21 protein-coding genes, 1 other RNA gene and 1 pseudogene are annotated in these 23472 nt (G+C 68.9%); 14 read left to right on the top strand and 9 right to left on the bottom strand.

The annotated features are described in order from the left end of the window. Positions 1–318 precede the first annotated feature (318 nt). From ACZ7L6_RS19490 to ACZ7L6_RS19440, 11 genes are read left to right on the top strand one after another with little or no spacing between them, the layout of a single operon-like run. Entirely contained in the window at positions 319–1263 is a 945-nt protein-coding gene (locus ACZ7L6_RS19490; protein WP_471925409.1) for an ABC transporter ATP-binding protein, read from the top strand. Next, entirely contained in the window at positions 1260–2030 is a 771-nt protein-coding gene (locus ACZ7L6_RS19485; RefSeq protein ID WP_471925407.1) for an MlaE family ABC transporter permease, read from the top strand. Before ACZ7L6_RS19490 ends, ACZ7L6_RS19485 begins: the two co-directional genes overlap by 4 nt. A gap of 11 nt (positions 2031–2041) precedes the next feature. Beyond that, on the top strand, positions 2042–2866 hold the full coding sequence (locus tag ACZ7L6_RS19480) for an MlaE family ABC transporter permease (protein ID WP_471925405.1): 825 nt from the start codon (positions 2042–2044) through the stop codon (positions 2864–2866). An 8-nt stretch (positions 2867–2874) separates the two neighbouring features. After that, positions 2875–4134, top strand: a complete 1260-nt coding sequence (locus ACZ7L6_RS19475; RefSeq protein WP_471925403.1) for an MCE family protein — start codon at positions 2875–2877, stop codon at positions 4132–4134. After that, positions 4131–5189: an MCE family protein gene (locus ACZ7L6_RS19470; RefSeq protein WP_471925401.1), complete on the top strand. Its 1059-nt coding sequence runs from the start codon at positions 4131–4133 to the stop codon at positions 5187–5189. The genes ACZ7L6_RS19475 and ACZ7L6_RS19470 overlap by 4 nt, the downstream gene beginning before the upstream one ends. Continuing rightward, entirely contained in the window at positions 5186–6355 is a 1170-nt protein-coding gene (locus ACZ7L6_RS19465; protein ID WP_471925399.1) for an MCE family protein, read from the top strand. The genes ACZ7L6_RS19470 and ACZ7L6_RS19465 overlap by 4 nt, the downstream gene beginning before the upstream one ends. Further along, complete coding sequence (locus ACZ7L6_RS19460) at positions 6352–7485, top strand: MCE family protein (protein ID WP_471925397.1); 1134 nt, start codon at positions 6352–6354, stop codon at positions 7483–7485. Before ACZ7L6_RS19465 ends, ACZ7L6_RS19460 begins: the two co-directional genes overlap by 4 nt. Beyond that, entirely contained in the window at positions 7482–8831 is a 1350-nt protein-coding gene (locus tag ACZ7L6_RS19455; protein ID WP_471925395.1) for an MCE family protein, read from the top strand. Before ACZ7L6_RS19460 ends, ACZ7L6_RS19455 begins: the two co-directional genes overlap by 4 nt. Next, positions 8828–10108, top strand: coding sequence for an MCE family protein (locus ACZ7L6_RS19450; RefSeq protein ID WP_471925393.1), 1281 nt, complete (start codon positions 8828–8830; stop codon positions 10106–10108). The genes ACZ7L6_RS19455 and ACZ7L6_RS19450 overlap by 4 nt, the downstream gene beginning before the upstream one ends. Continuing rightward, positions 10105–10593 carry a hypothetical protein gene (locus tag ACZ7L6_RS19445; protein ID WP_471925391.1) on the top strand — a complete coding sequence of 163 codons (489 nt, stop codon included), beginning with the start codon at positions 10105–10107 and terminating at the stop codon, positions 10591–10593. Before ACZ7L6_RS19450 ends, ACZ7L6_RS19445 begins: the two co-directional genes overlap by 4 nt. Positions 10594–10617: 24 nt before the next feature. Continuing rightward, positions 10618–11394: a hypothetical protein gene (locus ACZ7L6_RS19440; RefSeq protein ID WP_471925389.1), complete on the top strand. Its 777-nt coding sequence runs from the start codon at positions 10618–10620 to the stop codon at positions 11392–11394. Between the two features lie 37 nt (positions 11395–11431). Here the strand turns inward: ACZ7L6_RS19440 and ACZ7L6_RS19435 are convergent, their stop codons facing one another. Both ACZ7L6_RS19435 and ACZ7L6_RS19430 read right to left on the bottom strand, forming a co-directional pair. Further along, positions 11432–11656 carry a S1 domain-containing protein gene (locus ACZ7L6_RS19435; RefSeq protein WP_471925387.1) on the bottom strand — a complete coding sequence of 75 codons (225 nt, stop codon included), beginning with the start codon at positions 11654–11656 and terminating at the stop codon, positions 11432–11434. Positions 11657–11710: 54 nt separating this feature from the next. After that, on the bottom strand, positions 11711–12394 hold the full coding sequence (locus ACZ7L6_RS19430; protein WP_471925385.1) for a DUF429 domain-containing protein: 684 nt from the start codon (positions 12392–12394) through the stop codon (positions 11711–11713). A 658-nt stretch (positions 12395–13052) separates the two neighbouring features. On the opposite strand from ACZ7L6_RS19430, the gene ACZ7L6_RS19425 reads away from it, so the two are divergent. Next, the gene (locus tag ACZ7L6_RS19425; protein ID WP_471925383.1) at positions 13053–13196 is read left to right on the top strand and encodes a DUF6408 family protein; all 144 of its coding nucleotides are present in this window, start codon (positions 13053–13055) and stop codon (positions 13194–13196) included. Positions 13197–13270: 74 nt separating this feature from the next. Here ACZ7L6_RS19425 and ACZ7L6_RS19420 read toward each other — a convergent pair whose 3' ends face one another. The 6 genes and pseudogenes from ACZ7L6_RS19420 to ACZ7L6_RS19395 all read right to left on the bottom strand — a co-directional run bounded on the left by ACZ7L6_RS19420 (position 13271) and on the right by ACZ7L6_RS19395 (position 20548). After that, a complete protein-coding gene (locus ACZ7L6_RS19420; RefSeq protein ID WP_471925711.1) occupies positions 13271–15379 on the bottom strand; it encodes a DUF2075 domain-containing protein in 2109 nt (702 codons plus the stop codon). Positions 15380–15571: 192 nt separating this feature from the next. Then, the gene (locus ACZ7L6_RS19415; RefSeq protein ID WP_471925381.1) at positions 15572–17458 is read right to left on the bottom strand and encodes a DNA/RNA helicase domain-containing protein; all 1887 of its coding nucleotides are present in this window, start codon (positions 17456–17458) and stop codon (positions 15572–15574) included. A 343-nt stretch (positions 17459–17801) separates the two neighbouring features. Then, positions 17802–18209, bottom strand: an RNA gene (gene rnpB, locus ACZ7L6_RS19410) — RNase P RNA component class A. A gap of 103 nt (positions 18210–18312) precedes the next feature. After that, positions 18313–19029: pseudogene (locus ACZ7L6_RS19405) on the bottom strand (DMT family transporter); the annotation flags it as partial. 82 nt (positions 19030–19111) lie between these two features. Then, positions 19112–19936 carry a helix-turn-helix domain-containing protein gene (locus ACZ7L6_RS19400; protein WP_471925379.1) on the bottom strand — a complete coding sequence of 275 codons (825 nt, stop codon included), beginning with the start codon at positions 19934–19936 and terminating at the stop codon, positions 19112–19114. A gap of 45 nt (positions 19937–19981) precedes the next feature. Continuing rightward, positions 19982–20548, bottom strand: coding sequence for a Uma2 family endonuclease (locus ACZ7L6_RS19395; RefSeq protein ID WP_471925377.1), 567 nt, complete (start codon positions 20546–20548; stop codon positions 19982–19984). A 121-nt stretch (positions 20549–20669) separates the two neighbouring features. Here ACZ7L6_RS19395 and ACZ7L6_RS19390 point away from each other — a divergent pair, with 121 nt between their 5' ends. Both ACZ7L6_RS19390 and ACZ7L6_RS19385 read left to right on the top strand, forming a co-directional pair. Continuing rightward, complete coding sequence (locus ACZ7L6_RS19390) at positions 20670–21428, top strand: MerR family transcriptional regulator (protein WP_471925375.1); 759 nt, start codon at positions 20670–20672, stop codon at positions 21426–21428. Beyond that, positions 21425–22051 carry a hypothetical protein gene (locus ACZ7L6_RS19385; RefSeq protein WP_471925373.1) on the top strand — a complete coding sequence of 209 codons (627 nt, stop codon included), beginning with the start codon at positions 21425–21427 and terminating at the stop codon, positions 22049–22051. Before ACZ7L6_RS19390 ends, ACZ7L6_RS19385 begins: the two co-directional genes overlap by 4 nt. Here the strand turns inward: ACZ7L6_RS19385 and ACZ7L6_RS19380 are convergent. Next, the gene (locus tag ACZ7L6_RS19380; RefSeq protein WP_471925371.1) at positions 22002–23450 is read right to left on the bottom strand and encodes an RNB domain-containing ribonuclease; all 1449 of its coding nucleotides are present in this window, start codon (positions 23448–23450) and stop codon (positions 22002–22004) included. The two genes, ACZ7L6_RS19385 and ACZ7L6_RS19380, sit on opposite strands and share 50 nt — an antisense overlap. Positions 23451–23472 lie beyond the last annotated feature (22 nt).

Raw genomic sequence — 23472 nt, 5'->3', positions numbered from 1 at the left:
GTAGACCCCACCGTCGACCCGACGGACACGGCCGCAGTCCCGGACGTCTCCGACCCCGCACCGTCCGCCTCACCGCCCGCACCGACGGCTGACACGCTGCCATCTCCGCCGCCGCGCCATCCCCCCTCCCCGCTCTCCACGCCGACAGCGACCTCCCTGCCGTCGCCGCGGACACACGGCCGCAAGCCACCCCAAATTCCCCACTCCGAAACCCGCCCGAAAAAATCCGCCACGGAAACGACGGACGCCCGACCCCTCCCCGTAGAGCAGATGTCGGAGCTGCTCAGCGACGAAGGCACGGGCTGAAGGGTGGACCGGATGGGTGTCGAGATCTGTGTGGAAGGGCTGACCAAGTCCTTCGGTCACCAGGTCATCTGGCAGGACGTCTCACTGACGCTGCCCGCCGGGGAGGTCTCGGTCATGCTCGGCCCCTCGGGCACGGGCAAGTCGGTGTTCCTCAAGACGCTCGTCGGACTGCTGAAGCCGGAGCGAGGGTCGATCACGATCCAGGGGCGGGACATCACGAAGCTGCGCGAGCACGAGCTGTACGAGGTGCGCAAGCTCTTCGGCGTGCTGTTCCAGGACGGCGCGCTGTTCGGCTCGATGAACCTGTACGACAACATCGCCTTCCCGCTGCGCGAGCACACCCGTAAGTCCGAGAGCGAGATCCGGCGCATCGTGCTGGAGAAGATGGACATGGTCGGGCTGATCGGCGCCGAGGGGAAGCTGCCCGGCGAGATCTCCGGCGGGATGAGGAAGCGGGCCGGGCTGGCCCGGGCGCTCGTGCTCGACCCGGAGATCATCCTCTTCGACGAACCGGACTCCGGCCTCGACCCCGTCCGCGTCGCCTACCTCAACCAGCTCATCGTCGACCTCAACGCCCAGATCGACGCCACCTTCCTGATCGTCACCCACGACATCGCCTCGGCCCGCCAGGTCCCCGACAACATCGGGCTGCTGTTCCGCCGCGAGCTGGTGATGTTCGGGCCCCGCGAGGAGTTGCTGACCAGCGACGAGCCGGTCGTACGGCAGTTCCTGAACGGCCGGATGCAGGGCCCGATCGGCATGGCGGAGGAGAAGGACGCCGCGCAGGTCGAGCAGGAGCTCGCCGCCCTCGGTGACGGCGAGCGCACACAGTCTCCCGGCAGTCAGGCCATGACTCCCCGCCTGCTGCCGGGGCCGGGCATCCCGCGGCCACCGCGCTGGGAGGCGATCGCCCGGCGCGAGGCCGCGCTGCGGCAGAAGGCGGGGGCCGGCGCATGAGCCTGTCACCGATCGGCGCGCTGCGGCACTCCGGGAGCCTGTTCGCGATGGCGCTGGACGTCGTCCGGACGATCCCCCGACGGCCTTTCCAGGCAAGGGAGTTCATCCAGCAGGCGTGGTTCATCGCGAGCGTCACCATCCTGCCGACCGCCCTCGTCTCCATCCCCTTCGGCGCGGTCATCGCCCTGCAGATCGGCAGCCTGACCCGGCAGCTCGGCGCCCAGTCCTTCTCCGGCGCCGCCTCCGTGCTCGCCGTGCTGCGCGAGGCCTCGCCGATCGTCACCGCGCTGCTGATCGCGGGCGCCGGCGGCACGGCGATCTGTGCCGACCTCGGCGCGCGGAAGATCCGCGAGGAGATCGACGCGATGCAGGTGCTGGGCATCGACCCCATCCACCGCCTGGTCGTCCCGCGCGTACTGGCGTCGATGCTGGTGGCGGTGCTGCTCAACGGTCTGGTGTCGGTGGTCGGCGTCGCGGGCGGCTACTTCTTCAACGTCGTCCTCCAGAACGGCACTCCCGGCGCCTACCTCGCCTCCTTCACCACCCTCGCCCAGCTCTCCGACCTGTGGGCGGCCGAGATCAAGGCACTCGTCTTCGGCGCGATCGCCGCGATCGTCGCCTCCTACAAGGGGCTCACCGCGAAGGGCGGCCCCAAGGGTGTGGGCGACGCGGTGAACCAGTCGGTGGTGATCACCTTCATGTTGCTGTTCGTGACCAACTTCGTGATGACCGCGGTGTACTTCCAGGTCGTCCCGCAGAGGGGTTGAGAGAACCGACGATGAAATTTCCACGACTCCTCGCCCGCCCGCTGCACTCCCTGGAAGCGCTCGGCGTCCAACTCGCCTTCTACGGCCGCTCGTTGGCCTGGACCGGCCGCACCCTGCGCCGCTACAAGAAGGAGATCCTGCGCCTGCTCGCCGAGGTGAGCTTCGGCCGGGGCGCGCTCGCGGTGGTGGGCGGCACAGTGGGCGTGATCGCCTTCCTGTCCTTCTTCACCGGCACCGAAGTCGGCCTCCAGGGCTACGCGGCCCTCAACCAGCTCGGCACCTCCAACTTCGTGGCGTTCCTCTCGGCGTACTTCAACACCCGCGAGATCGCCCCGCTGGTGGCAGGCCTCGCGCTCTCCGCGACCGTCGGCGCCGGCTTCACGGCCCAGCTCGGTGCGATGCGGATCAGCGAGGAGACCGACGCCCTCGAAGTCATGGGCGTGCCGTCGCTGCCGTTCCTGGTGACGACACGGATGATCGCCGGGTTCGTCGCGGTGGTCCCGCTGTACGTGATCGGCCTGCTGTCCTCGTACCTCGCCGCCCGCACGATCACCACCGGCTACTACGGCCAGTCCGCGGGCACCTACGACCACTACTTCCAGCAGTACCTGCCACCGGTCGACGTGCTGTGGTCCTTCGGCAAGGTGCTCGTCTTCGCCGTCCTGATCATCCTGGTCCACTGCTTCTACGGCTACTACGCGAGCGGCGGCCCGGCGGGCGTCGGCGTCGCCGTGGGCCGTGCGGTGCGGACCTCGATCGTGGCGATCAACGTCCTGGACTTCTTCCTGTCGTTGGCGATCTGGGGCGCCAACACGACCGTACGGATAGCGGGGTGAGCCGCCCGATGAGGGTGCCGAGGGTGCTGAGACTGCGGTTGTACGGCGTGGTGTTCCTCGCCGTGCTCGCACTGCTGCTGGGGCTGTCGGTCGCCGTCTACCAGCAGGCCTTCACACCGGTCGTGCGGATCACGCTGGAGGCCGACAGCCTCGGCAACCAGCTCGATCCGCGGGCCGACGTCAAGCTGCGCGGTCTGCTGGTCGGCGAGGTGCGCGAGGTGCACGCCGACGGGACGAAGGCGCGGCTCGACATCGCGCTCAAGCCGGAGCACGTGGCGTACATCCCGTCGGACGTGCACGCGCGGCTGCTGCCCAAGACGCTGTTCGGCGAGAAGTACGTCGACCTGGTCCCGCCCACCGGCGCCGGCTCCTCGTCCGCCCGCCCGATCCGCTCCGGTGACGTCATCACCCAGGACCGCACCCGCGTGGGCATCGAGGTCCAGCAGCTGATGAACGACCTGATGCCCCTGCTCCGCACGGTCCAGCCCGGCAAGCTCAACGCCACGCTCTCCGCGTTCGCCACCGCCCTCGACGGCCGCGGCGACCGCATCGGCGACAACCTCACACGCCTGGAGTCCTACCTGCGCCGCCTCAACCCCCACCTCCCGACCCTCACCGAGAACATCGCCCGCTTCGCCGAGGTCGCCGAGATCTACGGCGACGCGGCACCCGATCTGATGGACATCCTGCGCAACACCGTCACCACCAGCCGCACCCTCGTCGAGCAGAAGGACCAGCTGGCGGCGGCGCTGAAGTCGACGGCGACCGTGGCGGACACGGCAGAGGACTTCCTCGACGCGAACGGCGGCCGGCTGATCACCCTCGGCCAGGTCTCCCGCCCGACGCTGGAGCTGTTCGCCCGCTACTCCCCCGAGTACCCGTGCCTGCTGGCCGGTCTGGTCCGGCAGGAGAAGGCCTCGGAGGAGGCGTTCCGGGGCGGCAAGATGCACATCACGCTGGAGGTCGTACAGCCGCAGGGGGCGTACGAGCCGGGCGAGGAGCCGCGCTACGGCGAGCGGTCGGGCCCCAACTGCCGTGATCTGCCGGGTCCGCCGGTACCGGCACCGGGGGCGCACCTCAACGACGGTTCGAAGTCCGGGGGTTCGTCGGCGGGCGGCCCGCTCGGCGTCTCCGCCACCCGGGCCGAGCAGCGGGCGGTCGGCTCGCTGGTCGCCCCGGTGCTGGGCGTGCCCGCCGACGAGGTGCCGCCGGTCACGACGCTGCTGTTCGGGCCGCTGGTGCGCGGGACGGCGGTGAGTGTGGCATGAGCCGTACGAAGGCGAAGGGCGCTCGGCAGACGGCCGCCCCGCTCATCAAGTTCAGCCTCTTCGCGCTGGTGACGATCCTGGCGACGGCCCTGCTCGCGGCCACGATCGTGAACATCTCCTTCAGCCCGAAGGACACTTACCGCGCGGTCTTCAGCGACGTCACCGGCCTGGAGAAGGGCGACGACATCCGGGTGGCCGGGGTGCGGGTCGGCGAGGTCGAGGGCATTCGGATCAAGGACCGGACGCTGGCCGAGGTCACCTTCACGGTCAGCCGGGAACGGCCGCTGCTCACCGGCACGGGCGCCGTCATCCGGTACCGCAACCTGGTGGGCCAGCGGTACGTCGCCCTCACCGAGGGCACGGGCGACGGCACCCGGCTGCGCCCCGGCGCGACGATCCCGCTGTCCCGCACGCAGCCGGCGCTGGACCTCAACGCCCTGCTGAACGGCTTCAAGCCGCTGTTCGCCGCGCTCAGCCCGAAGGACGTCAACCAGCTCGCTACGGAGATCATCCGCACGCTCCAGGGCGAGGGCGGCACGGTCAACAGCCTCCTCGTGCACACCGCGTCGCTCACCTCGACGCTGGCCGGCCGCGACAAGCTGATCGGCTCGGTGATCGACAACCTGAACACCGTGCTCGGGACGCTGGACAAGCGCGGCGCCCGCTTCTCCGGCCTGCTCAAGCAGCTGCGCCGGGTCGTCTCGGGCCTGTCCGCCGACCGCAAGCCCATCGGCCGGTCCCTGGTGAGCATCGGCGACCTGACGGAGGCCACCTCGGGCCTGCTGAAGGACGCCCGGCCGCCGCTGAAGGACGACATCGCCGAGCTGACCGAGCTCACCGGAACGCTGAACGACAACGAGAAGACCGTGGAGGGCGTGCTGAAGCGGCTGCCGAACAAGCTCAACGAGCTGACCGGGACGGCGTCCTACGGCTCGTGGTTCAACTTCTACCTGTGTGACTTCGACGGCCGGATCGTCCTGCCGAAGACGGAGTCGACGTCACGGCAGGTGCTCACGCCCGACCTGCACGTGGCGAGGGCGAGGTGCGGGGCATGAGCCGCAAGAAGCACGGCCCGGAGCCGATGTTCAGGGTGCGGGTGGAACCGCCGAAGCTGCCGAAGCCGCGGTTGCCGCGCGTCCGCCCGCTGCCGCGCCGCGCCCCCCGCCGGCAACCGCTGGTCAAGGTCCGCGTCGAGCCGCCTCGCATCCGGCTCCCCCGCATCCGCCGCCCGCACCTCTCCCCCTTCCGCGACCGCAACCCCGTCGTCATCGGCGCGGTCGGCCTCACCGTGCTCGCCCTGCTGACGGTGGCCGCCTTCAACGCCGACCGGCTGCCGGTCATCGGCGACGGCGACACGTACAGCGCGGCCTTCGCGGAGGCCGGCGGCCTCAAGCCGGGCGACGAGGTGCGGATCGCCGGGGTCAAGGTCGGCAAGGTGGAGGAGGTCGACCTGGACGGCGACCACGTCAAGGTCACCTTCAAGCTCAAGGGCGAGCCGGCCTTCGGCACCGACACCGGGGCGTCGATCCGGGTCAAGACGATCCTGGGCGCGAAGTACCTGGCGCTGCACCCGAAGGGCCGTGGCCGGCTGGCGCCCGGCAGCGAGATACCGCTGACGCGCACCGTGCCCGCGTACGACGTCGTACAGGCCTTCAGCGACCTCACCACCACGACGGAGGAGGTCGACACCGACCGGGTGGCGAACGCCCTGAACACGATCTCCACCACCTTCGAGGACTCCCCCGAGGAGGTACGGGCGTCGATCAAGGGCCTGTCGCAGATCTCCCGGACGGTGGCCTCCCGCGACAAGTCGCTGCGCGAACTGCTCGACCACGCGAACGGTGTCACGGACGTCCTGGCCGACCGGTCGTCGGACTTCACCACCCTGGTCAAGGACGGCGACAAGCTGTTCAAGGAGATCAGCAAGCGGCGCGAGGCGATCCACAAACTGCTGAAGAGCTCCGCCGCGCTCGGCATCCAGCTCTCCGGCCTGGTCCAGGACAACGACAAGGAGATCGGGCCCGCGCTCAAGGGCCTGAACCGTGTGGTGGAGATGCTCGAACGGAACCAGTCCAGCCTGGACAGGAGCATCAAGCTCCTCGCCCCCTACGTCCGGCTCTTCACCAACACCCTCGGCAACGGCCGCTGGTTCGACTCCTACGTCCAGAACCTGGTCGCGGCTCCGGTGGTGCCGCAGACGCGGACGGGAGGGGCGCAGTGAGCAACCGTTGGAGAAAGCGCCTGGTGCTGCTGACCGTCCTGACCCTCGTCGCCGCGCTCACCTACGTACTGTGGCCGCGCCCCGAGCCGGTCCGTGTCACGGCGTACTTCCCGCGCACGGTCGGCATCTACCCGGGCTCGGACGTCCGCGTCCTCGGTGTCCGGATCGGCGAGGTCAAGGAGATCACGCCGGAGGGCGGCCGGGTGCGCGTGGAGCTGGAGTACGACGCGGGCCGCAAGGTCCCGGCGGACGCACAGGCGGCCATCATCAACTCCTCGGTCGTCAGCGACCGTTACGTGCAGCTGCTGCCGGTGTACCGGGGCAGCGGTCCGGTGATGCGGACCGGGGACGAGATCCCCGAGTCGCGCACGGCCGTACCGGTCGAACTGGACCGCATCTTCGACAGCCTCCACACCACGGCCGAGGCGCTCGGCCCGGACGGCGCCAACAAGGACGGCGCCCTGTCCCGGCTGCTCGGCGTGAGCGCGGACAACCTGGACGGCCAGGGCAAGAACCTGCACCAGAGCGTCGAGGACCTGTCGGCGGCGGTCACGACCCTGTCCGACGGTCGCACGGACCTGTTCGGCACGGTCCGCAACCTCCAGGTCTTCACGGCGGCGCTGGCGGCCGACGACAAGAGCGTGCGGTCGTTCAACAGCAGCCTCGCGCAGGTCGCCGAGCAACTCGCGGGCGAGCGCAAGGACTTGGCGGCGGCGCTGAAGAACCTGGGGACGGCGCTCGGTGACGTGTCGGCGTTCGTGAAGAAGAACAAGGAGTCGCTGACCTCGAACGTGGAGGGTCTCAGCAAGGTGACCAAGGTCCTCGTCACCCAACGGGCGGCACTGGAGGAGCTGTTGGAGGTGGCCCCGACCGGCATGTCGAACCTGAACAACGCCTACAACCCGGCGGCCGGCACCCTCGACACCCGCAACAACGCCGATCAGGCGCAGGACCCGGCGTCGCTGCTGTGCTCCGTACTGAAGACGACGGGCGACGAGGGCGGCAAGAACCCCGACTGCGCCGAGCTGAGGAAGCTGTTCGACTCCCTGCCGGAGCTGCCGCAGGGCGGCGCGGCGGTCACGGGCACGGTCGATCGCACGCTCGGCGGAATCCTGGGGGCGAGGGCATGAGCGCCGAGAACCAGCTGTGGAGGCGCGTGCCGCGAAAGGGTGCGCTGCGAAGGGGTGCGCTGGGCAAGGGCGGAGTGGCGGCGTGGGCGGCCGTCGGCTCACTGCTCCTGACCGGCTGCGAGTTCAACGGCTGGTACGACGTCCAACTGCCCGGCGGCGCCGCCTCGGACGGCAACGCGTACCACGTCACCGTCGAGTTCCGTGACGTACTGGACCTGGTGCCGCAGTCGGCGGTGAAGGTCAACAACGTGACGGTGGGCGCGGTCGAGAAGGTCGAGCTGGACGGCTGGCACGCACGCGTGCACCTGCGGGTGGCCGACTCGGTGAAACTGCCGGCGAACGCGATCGCCGAACTCCGCCAGACCAGCATGCTCGGCGAGAAGTACGTGGCGCTGTCGAAGCCGGCGGGCACGGCACCGGTGGGCCGCCTGGGCGAGGGAGACGTGATCCCCCTGTCCCGCAGCGGCCGCAACCCCGAGATCGAGGAGGTGCTGTCAGCCCTGTCGGCCCTGCTCAACGGCGGTGGGGTGGCCCAGCTCAAGACGATCACCGTGGAGCTGAACAAGGCGCTGGAGGGCCGGGAGAACCGGGTCAAGTCGCTGCTGAAGGAACTGGACACCTTCCTGGGCGGCCTGGACAAGCAGAAGCAGGACATCGTCCGGGCACTGAAGGCGGTGGACCGCCTGGCCAAACGCCTCGGCAAGGAGAAGGAGACCATCGCCGAGGCGGTGGAGGAGATGCCACCGGCCCTCAAGGTCCTCGCCGACCAGCGGCGCGACCTGACGAGGATGCTGACGGCCCTGTCGAACCTGGGCCGGACGGGCACCAAGGTGATCAACGCCTCGCACGACGACACGGTCGCCAACCTCGAGCAGCTCCGCCCGATCCTGCAACAGCTCAACAAGGCGGGCGACGACCTGCCCAACTCCCTTGAGCTGCTGACGACCTACCCGTTCCCACGCAACGCGGTGGACGCGATCAAGGGCGACTACGTGAACCTCCACATCACGGCGGACCTCGATCTGGCGGGGATCTACGGCAACTTGACGAAGAAGCCGGGCGGCGGAGACGGGGGCGGCGACGGGGACACCCCCGGCCCCGAGCTCCCCGGAACCCCTGACCTCCCGGACGTACCGGACCTCCCGGATGTGCCGGGCGTGCCGAAGCCCACGGCACTGCCGAGCAGCACGCCAGGTGTGCCGTCCTCCCCCTCGTCCCCCTCCGGGGGCGGCGGTGGCGTGCTCTGCCCGCCGGTGTGCACGGCCGCCTACGGGACCGGGGGCGACTGGCCCGAGGGGATCAACCTCGAACTCGCCGAGCTGATGCTGAAGGGGGTCCAGCCGTGATCACCCGTACGGTCAAGGTCCAGCTGCTGGCCTTCGCCACGATCACCGCGGTGGGGGTGTCGTACGTGGGCGCCGAGTACACGGGTCTGGTGGACGACGTCCTGGACCGCGGTTACACGGTCCGCGCGGACTTCCCCGACTCCGGTGGCGTCTTCCCCGGCGCGGAGGTGACGTACCGCGGGGTGCCGGTGGGGAAGGTGGGCGCGCTGCATCTGACGGGCGACGACGGTGTCTCGGTGGCCCTGGACATCGAGGACGGCGCGCCCCGTATCCCCGCGGACACGCTCGCCGTCGTGGCGAACCGCTCGGCGGTGGGCGAGCAGTACGTCGACCTGCAGCCACGCACCTCCCACGGCCCGTACCTGCTGGACGGCAGCGACATCCCGCGCCGCAACACCCGCGTACCGCTCCCGACGACGGACCTGGTCCTGAGCCTGGACCGCCTGGTGAACTCGGTCGGCAAGAAGGACCTCCGGGTCACGATCGACGAGTTGGGCGAGGCCTTCGCCGGAACGGGCCCGAACCTGAGCCGCCTGGTCGACTCGGGGAACGACCTGGTCGATTCGGCGTCGGACGCGTTGCCGGAGACGATCGCGCTGATCGAGGACTCGAGAAAGGTCCTGAAGACACAGGCGGACCAGGGTTCGTCGATCAAGTCATTCGCGCATGACCTGGCTCTGTTGTCGGCCCAGTTGAAGGAGAGCGACGGCGACCTGCGCAAGCTGATCGGCAACGCACGGCCGGCGGCGCAGGAGGTGAACTCGCTGCTGAAGTCGACGGGCCCGGAGCTGTCGGTCCTGCTGGCGAACCTGATCAGCGGCGGCCAGGTCACCCTGGCCCGGCTGCCCGGCGTGGAACAGGCGCTGGTCACCTTCCCGGTGATGGTGGCGGGCAGCTACACGGTGATCCCCGGCGACGGCACGACCCACTTCGGCATGGTGCTGAACGCCGACGACCCGCCGGCCTGCAGGCAGGGCTACGGCACGGCGCGCCGCGACCCGGCGGACACGAGCACGCGCGAGGCGAACACGGGGGCCCGCTGCACGCTGCCGCGAGGCAGCAAGTCGTCGGTACGAGGCGCGCAGAACGCCCCGGGAGCGTCGCGCTCGTACGGCGGCGACGCGAACCAGGCCGCATACGTCACCCCATACGACCCGGAGACCGGCACCACCGTCGCTCCGGACGGCAGGAACGTCGAGATCGGCTCGACGGGCGGCCAGCGGGCCGTGTTCGGAAAGGAGTCGTGGCAATGGCTGCTCGTTGGCCCCATGGCATGAAACTGAGGCGACCCAGCCTGCTGACGGCCGGACTCATGGCGGCGACGGTCCTGACCACCGCAGTGACGATCTGGCTCGCCTTCGGCCTCCTGGCACAGCGCGAGGCGGAGCAGCGCCGGCAGGACATCCTGTCCGCGGCCCGCCAGTCGGCGCTGAACTTCACCTCGCTCGACTACCGGCACTACGACCGCGACAGCGCGAACGTCCTGTCGGGCGCGACCGGCGACTTCAAGAAGCAGTTCGCGGCACAGACGAAGCAGTTGACGCAGCTGGTGGCCCAGAACAAGTCCGTGTCGGAGGGCCAGGTCCTGGAGGCGGGCATCGTCCGCGCCGACGAGAACTCGGCGCGGGTGCTGGTGGTGGCCGACAGCAAGGTGACGAACACGGCGGTGCCTCAGGGGGAGGCGCGCACGTATCGCCTCCAGCTGGACCTGGTGCACCGGGACGGCCGCTGGCTGACGTCGGACGTCGAGTTCGTCGGCTGACAAGCACGATTGAGGAGTACGACCATGCCGAAGACGACAACCGGCCGCGCCCCCGGCACCACCGTCCGTCGCACGATGACGGCGGCAGCCCGAGCAGCAGCCAAGCGCGCGGAACGCGGCCACCGCGACGCGGGCTCGGTGACGGCCACCGACGAGGCGTCCGACGCCGGTGCCGAGAAGTTGTCCGCGGGCCGCACCGTACTGATCGAGGCCCCGAAAGACGGTTGGCAGGACCCACCGGAGCCGTCACCGGAGACCTTCGAGGAGGACGACGCCCCGGAGGAACGGCCCGCACCCGCCCGCCGAAGGCTGCTCACGTTGCTGCTCGGCGTCCTGTGCCTGGCGGCCCTGGTCGCAGCCGCCGTACTGGGCTGGAAGTCCTGGGACGCCCGCCGCACGGAAACCGCCCGCACCGAGGCGGTCGCGGCAGCCCAGAAGGCGGCACCGGTCGTCCTGTCGTACGACTACCGCCACCTGGACCGCGACTTCGCGAAGGCCCGCGCCCACCTGACCGGCGACTTCCGCGACGAGTACGGCAAGACGACAAAGACGGTGGTCGGCCCGACGGCCACGAAGTACCACGGAGTGGTGAAGGCGACGATCGCCGCGCCGGCCTCCGGCGGAACCCCGGCAGCCTCGGTCGTCTCGGCCTCCCCCGACAAGGTCGTGGTGCTGCTCTTCGTCAACCAGGTCACCGAGAGCACGCAGGTCTCGGGCTCGCGCGTGGACCTGAACCGCGTGCGGATGACGATGACGCACACGGACGAAGGCTGGAAGGTGAGCGCGGTGGACGCGCTGTGACGACCGTGGCGCCCCGGGACCAGCGCTCAGGCGTGGATCAGGCGGGCCGGGGCACGATGCTCACAGCGCGGTAGTCGTACCCGTCCTGCTTGAAGCCGGGGGCCTCCCAGGTGAGGTCCACCTTCTGCCCGGCCGACAGCGCGCGGAACCCGCCCCTTTGGATGTCGGAGTAGTGCCCCCAGCACCCACCCGGCGTCTCGGGGCAGTCGAACACGCCCCACCCTTCTTCGTCGTGCCACTCACGGACCGTCGCAGTCACCATGGGGTAACCCTACGGTTCTGTGAGCCGCAGGGTCAGTGGCACAGGGACGGATCGTCAGTACCGGATCTCGATGACGCGCCCCTCCGCGTCCACGTCCACCTCATCGACCGCTGGAATTCGGCCCGCGATGCCCAGCGCAATCCGGTGGGCCGACCAGGCCGCGGCGGCGGCGTCGAGAACGTCGTCCACAGGAACGCGATCCGCCTCGCCGAGTTCGTCCGGCAGCGCGAGCCCGGCTGCGGCCAGCAGGCGGCGACGCGCGTTCTGGCCACGCCAGGTCTTCTTCGGGTAGACCAGCGGCACGCCCCCGGCCAGAGCACGGAAAGATACCTCAGGGTGCACTTCGTGGATGCGTTCATCGGCGAGCCAGCACGCCCGAGCCTCCAGCAGCTTCGGAGCCAGCGCCCACGCCTGCTGGCTCAGCCGACGACCGGTGAGCTCATGGCACCGATCTCCGGCCGCCCCGTAGTCCGACTCCAGCCAAGCCGGCCGCGGCGCCACAAGGAAAACACTGCTGCGCCGCACACCCAACAGCGCCCTCGCCTCGAGATCCGCGGCCCGCCAGCCCTTCTCGACCAGGCCGAGCGGCATGTCGACCGCGATCGCCTCCGCCCCGGCGGCCCGCTCGATCAACGCGTCAAGCCGGACATCGACCAGGCTGCCCATGTATACGCCGTCCCTGAGCCTGATCCCCGCCCACCCCTGCTTGCCACAGGCATCGATCCCCAGGACATCCATGCCGCCTCGCCTCTCGCGCAGGATCGGGCTGGAAATTCATCGTAAGCGCAGGGAGGAGGTTGTCTGCAGCGATCTCCCGCCACAGCGGGATCACGGCAGCAGACCCTGTCCATCCCCTCCTCGTGATGCACACGCTGGCCTAGGATGGCGAGCACTATCTCAGCGGCTCGACGGGCTTCCTGATCCGCCTGTCGGCGGACACCGGAGGACATGCCCCCACCCGCACGAGTCTTCTTCGTGCTGCCTATGGCGGCATGAACCTCGGGATCCCGTATCCGCGGTACCGATCGAACGCAGCCCGGCCTACATGCATTGAGGTGATGCGCCGTCACCTCTGAAAACGGCCTGATCTTGGTGCCAACTATCCCTCTTTTGTGCCAACTAAAAATCCTCGTCACAAAGGGCAGGCGGCGGCCATCGAGCCCGGTGTCCGATCCCACTGCTTGCGAGGAAGACCGTCTGGGCCGATCTAGGGCTCGAACTCCAGCCAGCTGCCAGGTCATTGGCCCAATCAGGGACGCACCGCGTGGGATAGGCTTTCACTGCTGCGCACCTTCCCGGAGGGTACGAGGCGGAGTCCACGGTCCAGTCCGCTGGCCGTGAGTGACGAATGGGGCGGATGCCCGGTAGGGCGGTCCTACCATTCCGAACTCACACCATGGAGTGGGCCTTTATGGAACCGGTCGAGTACAAGCCTGCGCGTCGTCCTTGGATCCGCGAGATCCTGGCCGGCGCCGCCGCGGGTGTGATCTCCAACCTCGTGTGGGAGGCACTGGCGGTGGCAGCGCGCCACCTCATCTGAGGCAGGCATGTGGCGGGCCCGGCGAGCCCGCCACTCTTCAGCCTGTCTGGCTTCAGCCCTACGGCGGTGATCCTTCAGAAAAGCAATTCCTGGCCAGGAGGGGTGTCATTGCCCTTCCTCTTCGGGCTGGGGAGATGTGGGATCCGCGCCTCGGCAGGGAGGTTTTCCCACGTGGGCCGCAGGCCGTGTATCTGCACGTCACCTACGCAGCTCTTGAGGTACGCCTGTGTCTCCTCATCCGTGGAGTACAGCACCGTCGCCCGGCTCGCCCTGGTCATGAGCACGTGGTATGCGTGACGAACACAACGCGCGAACTCCTCCTCTTTTTCTTCCTCGCTTCCCGTCCCCTCACGGAGCTTCATGTCGAACGAACCAGGCACTTTGACACGTTTGACCTTGCTTTCCGGCTCCTCACACCACTGCCCCTTGCGGTAGACCCAACGGTCGCCGCGTCTCACCATGTCCTCGCCGAGGATCACCCCGCACCAGTCCCACTCAAGGCCCTGAGCCGTGTAGACGCAGCCGATCTGGTTGATGCCATACGGGTGCACTGACCATTTCGTGGACGGGGGCACCGCTCCGTTCTCGCGGAAGGAGTCACCTTTGGCGTTCCACGGTCGATGCCAGTCACCGATCCGGACGTCTGCCTCCAGGCGCGCCGCCTTCCCCTTTCCCACCGGCTCGGTCCACGGCCAGCAGAAGCCGGCCACCATGCGAGCCGTCGCGCCCGCCTCCGCCTCGGTCCTGATGATGTACTCAAGTTCCTCTGGGCTCTCGGCCACCTCGACATGCATCAAACCGTCGGGGGTCCAGTCCGTGGTTCCTGCCTCGATGTCGAGGACAGCCCGCACCCAGCGGATGTAGGCGTCGCTGCCCCCGCAGCGCCATTCCTCCCTGAGCCCATAGCGAAGTGGAGTGATCCCCCGAGCTCTTGCAGCTGCCTCGATCAGGCTCACCGTTCCGACTTCCTTGGGTCGCACGGACTGGCTCTCATCGAGAAAGAACACCGTAAGGCGGGCGGCATCAAGCAGATCGTCCACCTGAGGCTGCTTGCCCGACTTCTCCTCTCGGCGGTACATGTCGATGGTTCGTTCTCTGAGGCGATGCGCCTCGTCACAGATGAGGACGTCCAAGGGAGGGTCCGGAGGTGTCACGAAGTGGCTGAAGTAGGCGAACCTCTTTCTGAACTCCTTGTCGGTGTAGCCCACCTGCTCCTGGAGCGCCCCGTTGAAGGCACGGCTGCCGCTGGCGTACTTCACCGTTTGTCCGGCTGCTTCGAAATCGGCTCTGAGCTGTAGACCCACCGCGCTCTTTCCGGTACCTGCACCACCCGTCACGATGAACACGGCTCGTCCGTCGTCCGGCAGCGGAGCGGGGTGATCGGGATTGCCGAGAACCAGGGCAGCTCGTTCCAGAACACTCGCCGCCACCTTCTTCTGCTGTCCACGCAGGGTGAACACCGTGTCCTCCCCGCGAGATCTGATCATCGCGTCGAGAAGCGGCGTATTGCGCAGGTTCATGAACCGCAGGAGTTGCTCGGCCTCGGAAGCCGCGCCGTCCTCCGCGAAATGCCGACGCAGGTCCGCAAGGAGCAGGTCACGGCTGTCGCGGGTGTACACACGCTCATAGGCTCCAGTCGGCGCCAACGTATCGAGCAGCGGTCGAACCGAGTCATCGGTGGCATTGTGCAGGTACGCGAATCCGCCGCATTCGACCGTGATGCCACGCAGAGGTCCCTGGTCTCCAGTGAACAATTGGTATGTGTTCCTGAGTTGCAAGGCGGGGTGCTTCTTGGGCTTCTTGTATCCCGGCACCCTTACGAGCTCCGCAGTGGCGGCTTCCACCTGCGTCACCATTGACCATCGCTTCAGCTCGACGAGTTGGAACGACGGCAGACGTGTCTCGGGGTGTCGGCCCACGAGCACGACGTCGATGAGGGGCGGCTCCCCCTTCTTCGGTTCGTCGACCGTCGCCGCGCACTCGACGACCATCTCGACGTTACCCCGCTCCGCTTCAACGAGGTCTTCCGCCAACTCGACCAGGCTCTCGGCCCATGCCTCCCGTTCTGTCTCGGACACATCGCGCCCTCGGAAGTACTGGTATCTTGCGGCGAGATGCGGCACCATCCGCCGCCTCGAGTTCAGAGTAAGCAGGTCCTGCGCAGACAGCCTCAGCAGGAGCATGGACACGAGGTGGTTCCCCCAGGGCACGAGTGACTCGTGCGGGTGGGGGCGTGTCCTCGCGCAAGGAAGCCCGTCGGGCCGCAATTGGTACGGGTGATCTTAGGGAGCGCGGCAGCTCACACGAACTCCTCCCCCTGACTCATGGCGTGTCAGGGGCAAGTTGGCGCAAAAACTGCGAGTCAGGATGATCGTTCACACCGTGACAGGCACACGTCGCCCGGCACCTACCAGTTCTCGTAGTTTCTCCTGCGTCTCCCGATCCGTGGAGTAGACGACCGTGCCGACCATTCCGCGGGTCAGCAGCACCTTGTACGTGTTGCGGATCAGGCGATCCACATCGGCATCCGGTGTGGATCGCTTGAACACCGGATCCTTGGACGCTGTACGGTCCGTCACCCATCGGTCGACGCGCCACACCAGGTCGGGGCCGATGATGACGCCGGACCAGTCGTACTCGAAGCCCTGGGCCGTGTAGACGCAACCGATCTGACCGAAGCCTGCCGGGTCCGTGGCCCACAGGGCGGACGGCGGTGCGCCGGAGACAGAGCGGTCGCCGCGCAGGTTCCAGGGGCGCGCCCAGTCGCCGATCCTCACGTCGGCCGGAAGGGGCTGCCCCGGCTTGGGCTCCGGAGACCACGGCCAGCAGTAGCCGGCTGACATGCGAGCGCTGTAGTTCTGACCACGGCGGCCATCCAAGAAGCTCTCCATCTCCTCCGGGCTGTGTGCCAACAGGAGTTGCATGCGGTCATCCGGGTCCCACACCACCGGGCCGCCGGGCTCCAGGCCCAGAAGCCGCACCACCCAGCGCAGGTAGGCATCGCTCCCGCCGCAGCGGAACTGGCTCTCGAGCCTTACCACGGGGCAGTTCAGCCCCCTGCGTGCCGCTGCGGCTCGGATGTCTTCCACCGTGCCCATCTCACCCGGGCGCACGATCTGGTGCTCGTCGAGCAGGAAGACGGGCACTTTGGCCACGTCTATCAGTTCGTCGATCTGCCGCTTGCCGGTCCGGCGTGCGGCTGGCGTGTACCGGTTGGCCGATGTCTCACGGATGCGGTGGGCCTCATCGCAGACAAGGACGTCGAGGCTGTTCTTCTCCGTCGTCATGAAGCTGTTGAAGTACTTGAAGAGGTCCTGCACTTCGCGCTTCCTGGCACCCGCGACCTTGCGCATTGTCTTGGTGAAGGACTGGGACCCGGTCGCGTGCAGAGCCGGGATGCCTCGCCGGTACAACTCGCCGAGCAAGGCGAGCGCGATGACGCTCTTGCCGGTACCAGGACCACCGGTGATGACCACGACCTCCTTGTGGTCGGACTGCTGGGCCTTGCGTACCGCATTGAGGACCTTACGGTAGGCGACCTGTTGTTCGTCGAGGAGCACGAACTGCTCCCTCTCACGAACTTCCTGCGCCGCGACCGCCATCAACTGCTTCGACGGGACCGTCTTACCCGCAAGCAGTGCGTCAGCGGCCGCAGCGCCCGAATGCACGGGGCTAAGCCGGGTGCGGAGGTAGTCGATGAACCCACCGCGGGTATCACCCGCGAACAACTGGCCCCACTGGTCGCGCTCGACCTCGCGCAGTGCACCCACATCGAACTCGGTTGCATTGTGCAGGAAGGCCACGCCCCCGACCCTCTCCGGGTGGTCGGCGACCGCACCGTTGAAGTTGATGAGGTACTCGCAGTAGCGGCGCACCTGCTCGATGGGGTTGAGGACCGGCTGAGTATAGGAAGCAACATGACAGAGGACCGGATCGTCCTCGTCCGGGACGAAATCGCTCCACTGCTTGAGCTCCACCACAACGTAAGAGGGGCCGCCCGTGCGTGGGTGAATTCCGGCGAGGACTGCGTCGGCTCGCTTGCTGTTCATCGGGAGCGCGTACTCAAGCATGACCTCCACGTCACCGAGTCCCGCGTCATTGAGCGCGGCGGCCAGTGTGGGAATGCTCCGTTCCCATGACCGCGCCTCGGAGGGGTTGGGCCGGTAGCCGTGCATGTGGGTGAACTGCTCGGTGAGGTGGAGATAGAGCGAACTGTCGAGCGCCATGGCGGCGACCGTTTTCGCAGACGCGCGGAACAGCAAAGACTTCCCCCGGGCAGCACGAAGTAGCTCGTGCGGGTGGGGGCATGTCCTTCGAGACTCCACGGGGTGGAGCGGAAGCCCGTCGGGCCGCGTTGACGATGTGTCTGAGGGTACCTGGCGGTACTGCCTGTCGTACCGGTGGTCGCATCGGTGGCGGCACGCGTTGCGCTTGGGCCTGGACTCCTCTGCGGTACCCGACATGAGTCGACAAACCGACTTCGACTGCATGCTTCATGTCGAGCCGACGCCTACCCCACATCATCACTCACCGGCACGGCCAGAATGCGCTCCCGGGCTTTTTCATCCAGGGACAGGACCTTTGAACTGAGGGAATGTGGAGCGGCAGACGAGTCGGGCTATACGCCGGGTTCTGTTCCCAGGGTTCCTCGCGGAGCCCCGGGCGACGGCCATCCATCTAGGACCGGCGTTGCCGCCGGCCTCCTGCGGTCTACCCGCGGACTCGGGCGGGCAGCCCTCGAACGTCCGCGCAGAGTGCCTTTTACAGCGCTCCTCTTGACCTTGCTCCGGGTGGGGTTTACCTAGCTGCCCAGGTCACCCTGGGCACTGGTGGTCTCTTACACCACCGTTTCACCCTTACCGAGGGCCAAGGCCCCCGGCGGTTTGCTTTCTGTGGCACTGTCCCGCGGGTCACCCCGGGTGGCCGTTAGCCACCACCCTGCCCTGTGGAGCCCGGACGTTCCTCGGGAAGCCCCCCGTCAAGGGGACTCCACGCGGCCGTCCGCCCGGCTCGTCTGCCGTGTCGACCATGTTACCGGCCTGCGCGGGGCTGCCGTCGCCAGTACTGAACCGGCAAGGATCAGGACGAAGGCGGCGAGCACTCCTGCCGTCAGGGGCTCGTCCAGGAACACGGCTCCCGCCGCCACCGCCACCGCCGGATTGACGTACGTGAAGACCGTCGCCCGTGTCGGGCCCGCCTCCTTGATCAGCTCCAGGAAGGCGACGAAGGCCACCGCCGTGCAGATCACGCCGAGGCCGGCGAGGGCCGCCAGCACCGAGGCCGACGGCATCTCAGCAGGCCACGTCAGTGCGGCCGCGGGCGCGTACACCAGTGCCGCCAGCGTCAGGCAGGCCGCTGTGAGGTGGAGGGACGGTACGTCCCTCAGCCACCGCGCCGCGATCAGCGGAGCCGTCGCGTAGCCCAGCACCGTCAGCAGTACCTCCCCCAGCGAGCGGGCGTCCCCGCCCGTCAGGTGCGGGACCGTGAGGACCGCCACGCCCGTCAGGCCCAGGAGCAGGCCGGTCAGCCGGCGGACGCCCAGGTACTCCGCCCCACCGAAGAAGCGGGCCAGGGCCACGCCGACTATCGGCACGCCCGCGATCAGCAGGCCCGCCGTCGAGCTGGAGAGGTGGCGCTCGGCGTCCGTCAAGGTCCACCAGGGGCCGATGATCTCTATGCACGCGAAGGCCAGCATCGGCCGCCAGTGCCGTCGGACCGTCCGGACCAGGCCTCCCTGCCGGATCGCGAACGGCAGGAGCAGGGCGGCGCCCAGGGCGCATCGGGTGAACACCACCACCGAGGGGGACACCGCCTCCACCGCCACCTTGATCATCAGGTACGGGATGCCCCAGACCACGCCCATCAGGGCGAACAGAAACCAGCCGCGTGCAGTCATGCGGTGAGTTTCGGCCGCCTCATGCTCCCGCGTCTTGAACGCTGTTGCGGTACGCCGCCGGGGTCACCCCGAGTACGCGGCGGAACCAGCGGGTGAGGTGGGCCTGGTCCGCGAAGCCGACCAGGGCGGCGACCTCCGCCGGGCGCAGGCCGGTGTCCAGGAGGTTGCGGGCTCTCCCGACCCTGTACTGGGCCAGCCAGGCGTACGGCGGCACTCCCATCGTCGTGCGGAAGGCGCGTAGGAGCTGGTAGCGGGACAGGCCGAGGTCGGTGGCCAGGGCGGCCAGGGAGGGTGGGGCCGTGAGCTCGTCGGCCAGGCGGTCGCGTACGGCGTGTGCGATGTGGTCGGCGCCGGGGATCCTGTCGCTCGCCGCGCGGGACGTGGAGTGGCGGCGGGTCAGGGCCGTCAGGAGCCAGGGGATGCGGGACTCGGCCTCCAGGGGGTCGGGGCAGGCGGCGAGTTCGGCGTGCGTGATGCGCAGGGCGGTGGCCAGGTCCGGGTCGTCGAGGAGGGGGTCGTGGAAGTGGGGGACGGTCGTGCTCAGGGTGCCGTCCTTCAGCAGCGACGTGTCGGCGTACAGGGCTCGGTAGGCGTAGCCGTCGGAGGCCGCCGGGCCGCCTGTGTGCATCTCCCCCGGTGCCAGTACGACGATGGAGCCCGGGCCGGGACGTATGCGGCCGCCCCTGTAGTCGATGACCTCGCTGCCGCCGACGCACACGCCGATCGTGAACTCGTCATGTGCGTGCGGGGCGTAGACGTGCCGGTCGAAGCGGGCGGTCAGCAGATCGAGCGGGGGCCCGCCGCGGCCGAGCCGTGCCCTGGTCCACAGTGCCTGTTCGCCCACTTCGCACCCCCCTTCACTCCTCCTGGCAGTGCAACACAGGAAGCCTCAGAGAAAGTCCGCCGTGTGCAGGTCGAAGGCGAAGGGCTCGGGCAGCGCGAGCGGTTTGCCGACGGCGACGGCGTGGTGCTCCCGGTAGTCGCCCGACTTCGGGTCGTTGAACAGCGTGACCCATGAGGTCTCTCGGTCTACGAGCAGGTAGAGGGGGATGCCGCCGCGGGCATAACAGCGGCGCTTGATCTCCCGGTCGGTCTGGGGCTTGGAGGCCGTGACCTCCAACACCATGGCGACGCCTGCGCAGGGCATCCAGGGATCGGCGCCCCGGTGGAGCCTCAGTTCCTCGGGAGCGAACGTACCGTCCGGGATGACGTGGTCCTGTGGGTAACCCTCCGCATTCTTCAGCTGCAGCCCCTTGTTCACGGAGAACTGCATCTCAGTCCGGCATCGCCGATACACCTGACCCACGATCCGGCTGATGCAGTGCTCGTGATGCCCGTCCGGCACGGGAGTCACCACGAGTTCCCCCTCAACCAGCTCGGCGCGGAGCCCCTCCGGGGTGTCCAGGTCGACAAACCAGTCCAGCAAAAGCTTCTGCGTGATCGGATCCTGTGCCATGACGTCCATGGAACGCCCCGCTGGTGGCTCACCGGAACGGAACAGCGACGGATCACCTGCGCGGGAGTCCGCTGAGCCGCTCACTTGACCCTGCCGCAACGTCAACGTCTCTACTGATCCCATGCGGATCGGAGAACTCGCCGCCGCCGTCGGCGTCACCACGCGGACCGTGCGGCACTACCACCATCAGGGGCTGCTGCCCGAGCCCGAGCGGCGGCCGAACGGCTATCGGGACTACACCCTGCGGCACGCCGTCATGCTCGCCCGGATCCGGCGGCTGACCGAGCTGGGGCTGGGGCTCGCGGAGGTGCGGGACGTGCTGGCCGAGGATGCCGGGAAGGATCTTGTCGAGGTGCTGAGCGAGCTCGATGAGGATCTTGCCCGGCAGGAGGCGGCGATCCGGGAACGGCGGGCCCGGCTCCGGGCGCTGCTCGACGCGGGGGAGCTGCCCGCCGAGGGGCCGGTCTCGCCCGAGCTGAGCGAGTTGTTCGCCCGGACCGGCCGGCTGGCCGAGCTGGCCGACTCCCCCATGGCCGCCAAGGACCGGGAGATTCTCGCGCTGCTCGACACGGCCGCCTCACCGGAGACCCGGGAGCAGTTGATGTCCCTTTGGAGCGGTGCGCTCGGGAGTCCGGACGCGGTGGCTCGGGCGCATGAGGCCTACGCGCTGCTCGACGACCTCGCGGACGCCGAGCCCGACGACCCTCGCGTGATGGAGGCGGCCTTGCTTCTCGCCGGCCTGATCCCCCGCGAACTGCTCACGGAGGCGGACATCGACCAGGACAACAGCTTCCTGCGCGCCTTCTACGCCGACTTCGCCCCGGCACAGGCGGAGGCGATCCGCCGTACGCTGCGAATTCTCATGGAGGGGCAGGGATGAACACCGTGCTCGTCCTCGCCCGGCATGAACTGCGGCTGCTCGTCAGCCTCGCCCTGTGGCTGGCCCGGCGTCGGCACGGTACCGGCTCAGGCACCGCCTTCGGGTACGCGCGCGGGCAGGGCCCGATGATGTTCGGGTTCGCCTTCGTGTGCGTGGTCGAGTCGATCACCATGTCCGTGCTGCTGCGGGACCACCCGGCCGTGCACCGGGTGGTCTTCATGCTCGACGTGTACACCATCGTGCTCGTCGTCGCGCTGCACGCCGCCTCCGTCGTACGACCCCATGTGCTCGACGCCGGCTCCCTGCGCATCCGGCGTGCCGCGCATGTCGATCTGTCCATACCGCTGGAGAAGATCGCGCACGTGCGCCGCGAGCTGCGCGCCACCCATGAGCGGGCCGACGGTGAACTCAACCTCGCCATGGGGGCGCAGACCTCCGTGACGCTCGAACTCACCGAGCCCGTCTGCCACTTCACCTTCCTCGGCCGTCGACGGGACATCCGCCTCGTCCGCTTCCACGCCGACGACGCCGACCGCCTCGTACCAGCAATCAGGCAAGCGATCGAGCAAGCCGTCACGCAAGCGCGAAGCTCACCGTCGGGACCTCCATGTCCGCCCGAGTGAGGCGGACCGGGCGGCGCGCGCCGAGGGAGTCCGGGGTCGTTTCCGTGATGTCGCCGATGACCGCCGGGGACGCCAGCTGTACGACGCCGGGTTCCACCCTCCCGTCGTGCCCGGGGCGCTCCCGTTCGACCACGCAGCCCTCGAAGACCTCGCCCACCCGGTCCTTGAGCACGGCGGCCTCCACGAGGTCGACGCAGTTGCGCTCGATGACACGCGCGCGCCTGCCGCCCTCGGCCATCCGCTTCCGCACGGTCGGGAGCGCGCTGAGCACCCAGCCGGGTGGCTCCCGGCCGGCGACGGCGGCGAGGCAGATCTCGGTGGCGTACCGGTCGACGAGGCGGCGCAGCGGGGCCGTGCAGTGCGCGTAGGGCGCGGCGACGGCGGCGTGCATGGTCTGCTGCGGCAGCCGGCCGCCCTGGAAGTCGGTGTACCTGGCGCTGTTCATCAGCCCGGTGCATGCCTGGAGGAAGGCCGCGTGGCGCGGTTCGTCGGGGTCGAGGGAGCGGACCAGCTGTGCGTACGAGACATGGTGCGGCCAGTCGATGTGCAGGGCGTGCGCGGTACGGCGCAGCTCGTCGAGCTTGCCGGCCGTGGTCGGTTCCTGGGTGCGCAGGATGCCCGTGCCGTGCGCCAGCATCAGCTGGGCGGCGGCCATGCCGGTGAGCAGGGAGAGCTGTTCGTTCCAGCCCTCGACCGGGAGCGGGGCGCGGTAGCTCAGTTCGTAGGTGTGGTCCCGTTCGGTGATCTCCTGGTCGGGGACGCGCAGCGAGATGCCGCCGCGTTCGGTCTCCAGCTGTTCGCGCAGCAGGCCGATCGTCTTGAGGAGGACCAGGGGCTCCTCCGCCGTACCGGCGTCGATCCGCGCCTGCACGCCCGCGTAGTCGAGCCGGGCCCGGCTGCGCACCAGGGCGCGGCGGACGTCGACGGCGATCGTACGGCCGCTCGCGTCGAGGTCGATGGTCCACAGCGCCGCCGGGCGGGTCCGCTCGGGCAGCAGGCTCGCGGCGTCCTCGCTGAGCACCTGCGGGTGCAGCGGGACGCGGACGTCGGGGAAGTACAGGGTCGTCACCCGCCGGTGCGCCTCCTTGTCCAGCGGCCCTCCGGGTACGACGAAGGCGGCGACGTCGGCGATGGCGTACCGGACGCGGTAGCCGGTGCCCTGCCGGGACAGGTGCATCGCCTGGTCCAGGTCGGTGGAGCCGGGTGGGTCGATGGTGAAGAAGGGGATGTCGGTGGCGTCGTGCTCCGGCAGCGCCGGCGCCTGCGCGGCCTGCTCGGCGGCCGCGAGTGCCTCGGGCGGGAAGCCGGCGGGCACGTGGAGCTTGGTGCGCAGCGCGGCGAGCGCGGCCCGCAGCGGGCCCTCGGGGGCGCCGGTCACATGGATGGGGCGGCGGGGCATACAGCCACCGTAGGGCGGGGGG

It is taken from the genome of Streptomyces sp. NPDC107522, assembly GCF_055657525.1.
Note: the sequence above shows the minus strand (reverse complement) of the source record. Positions and strands in the feature narration are given on the sequence as shown.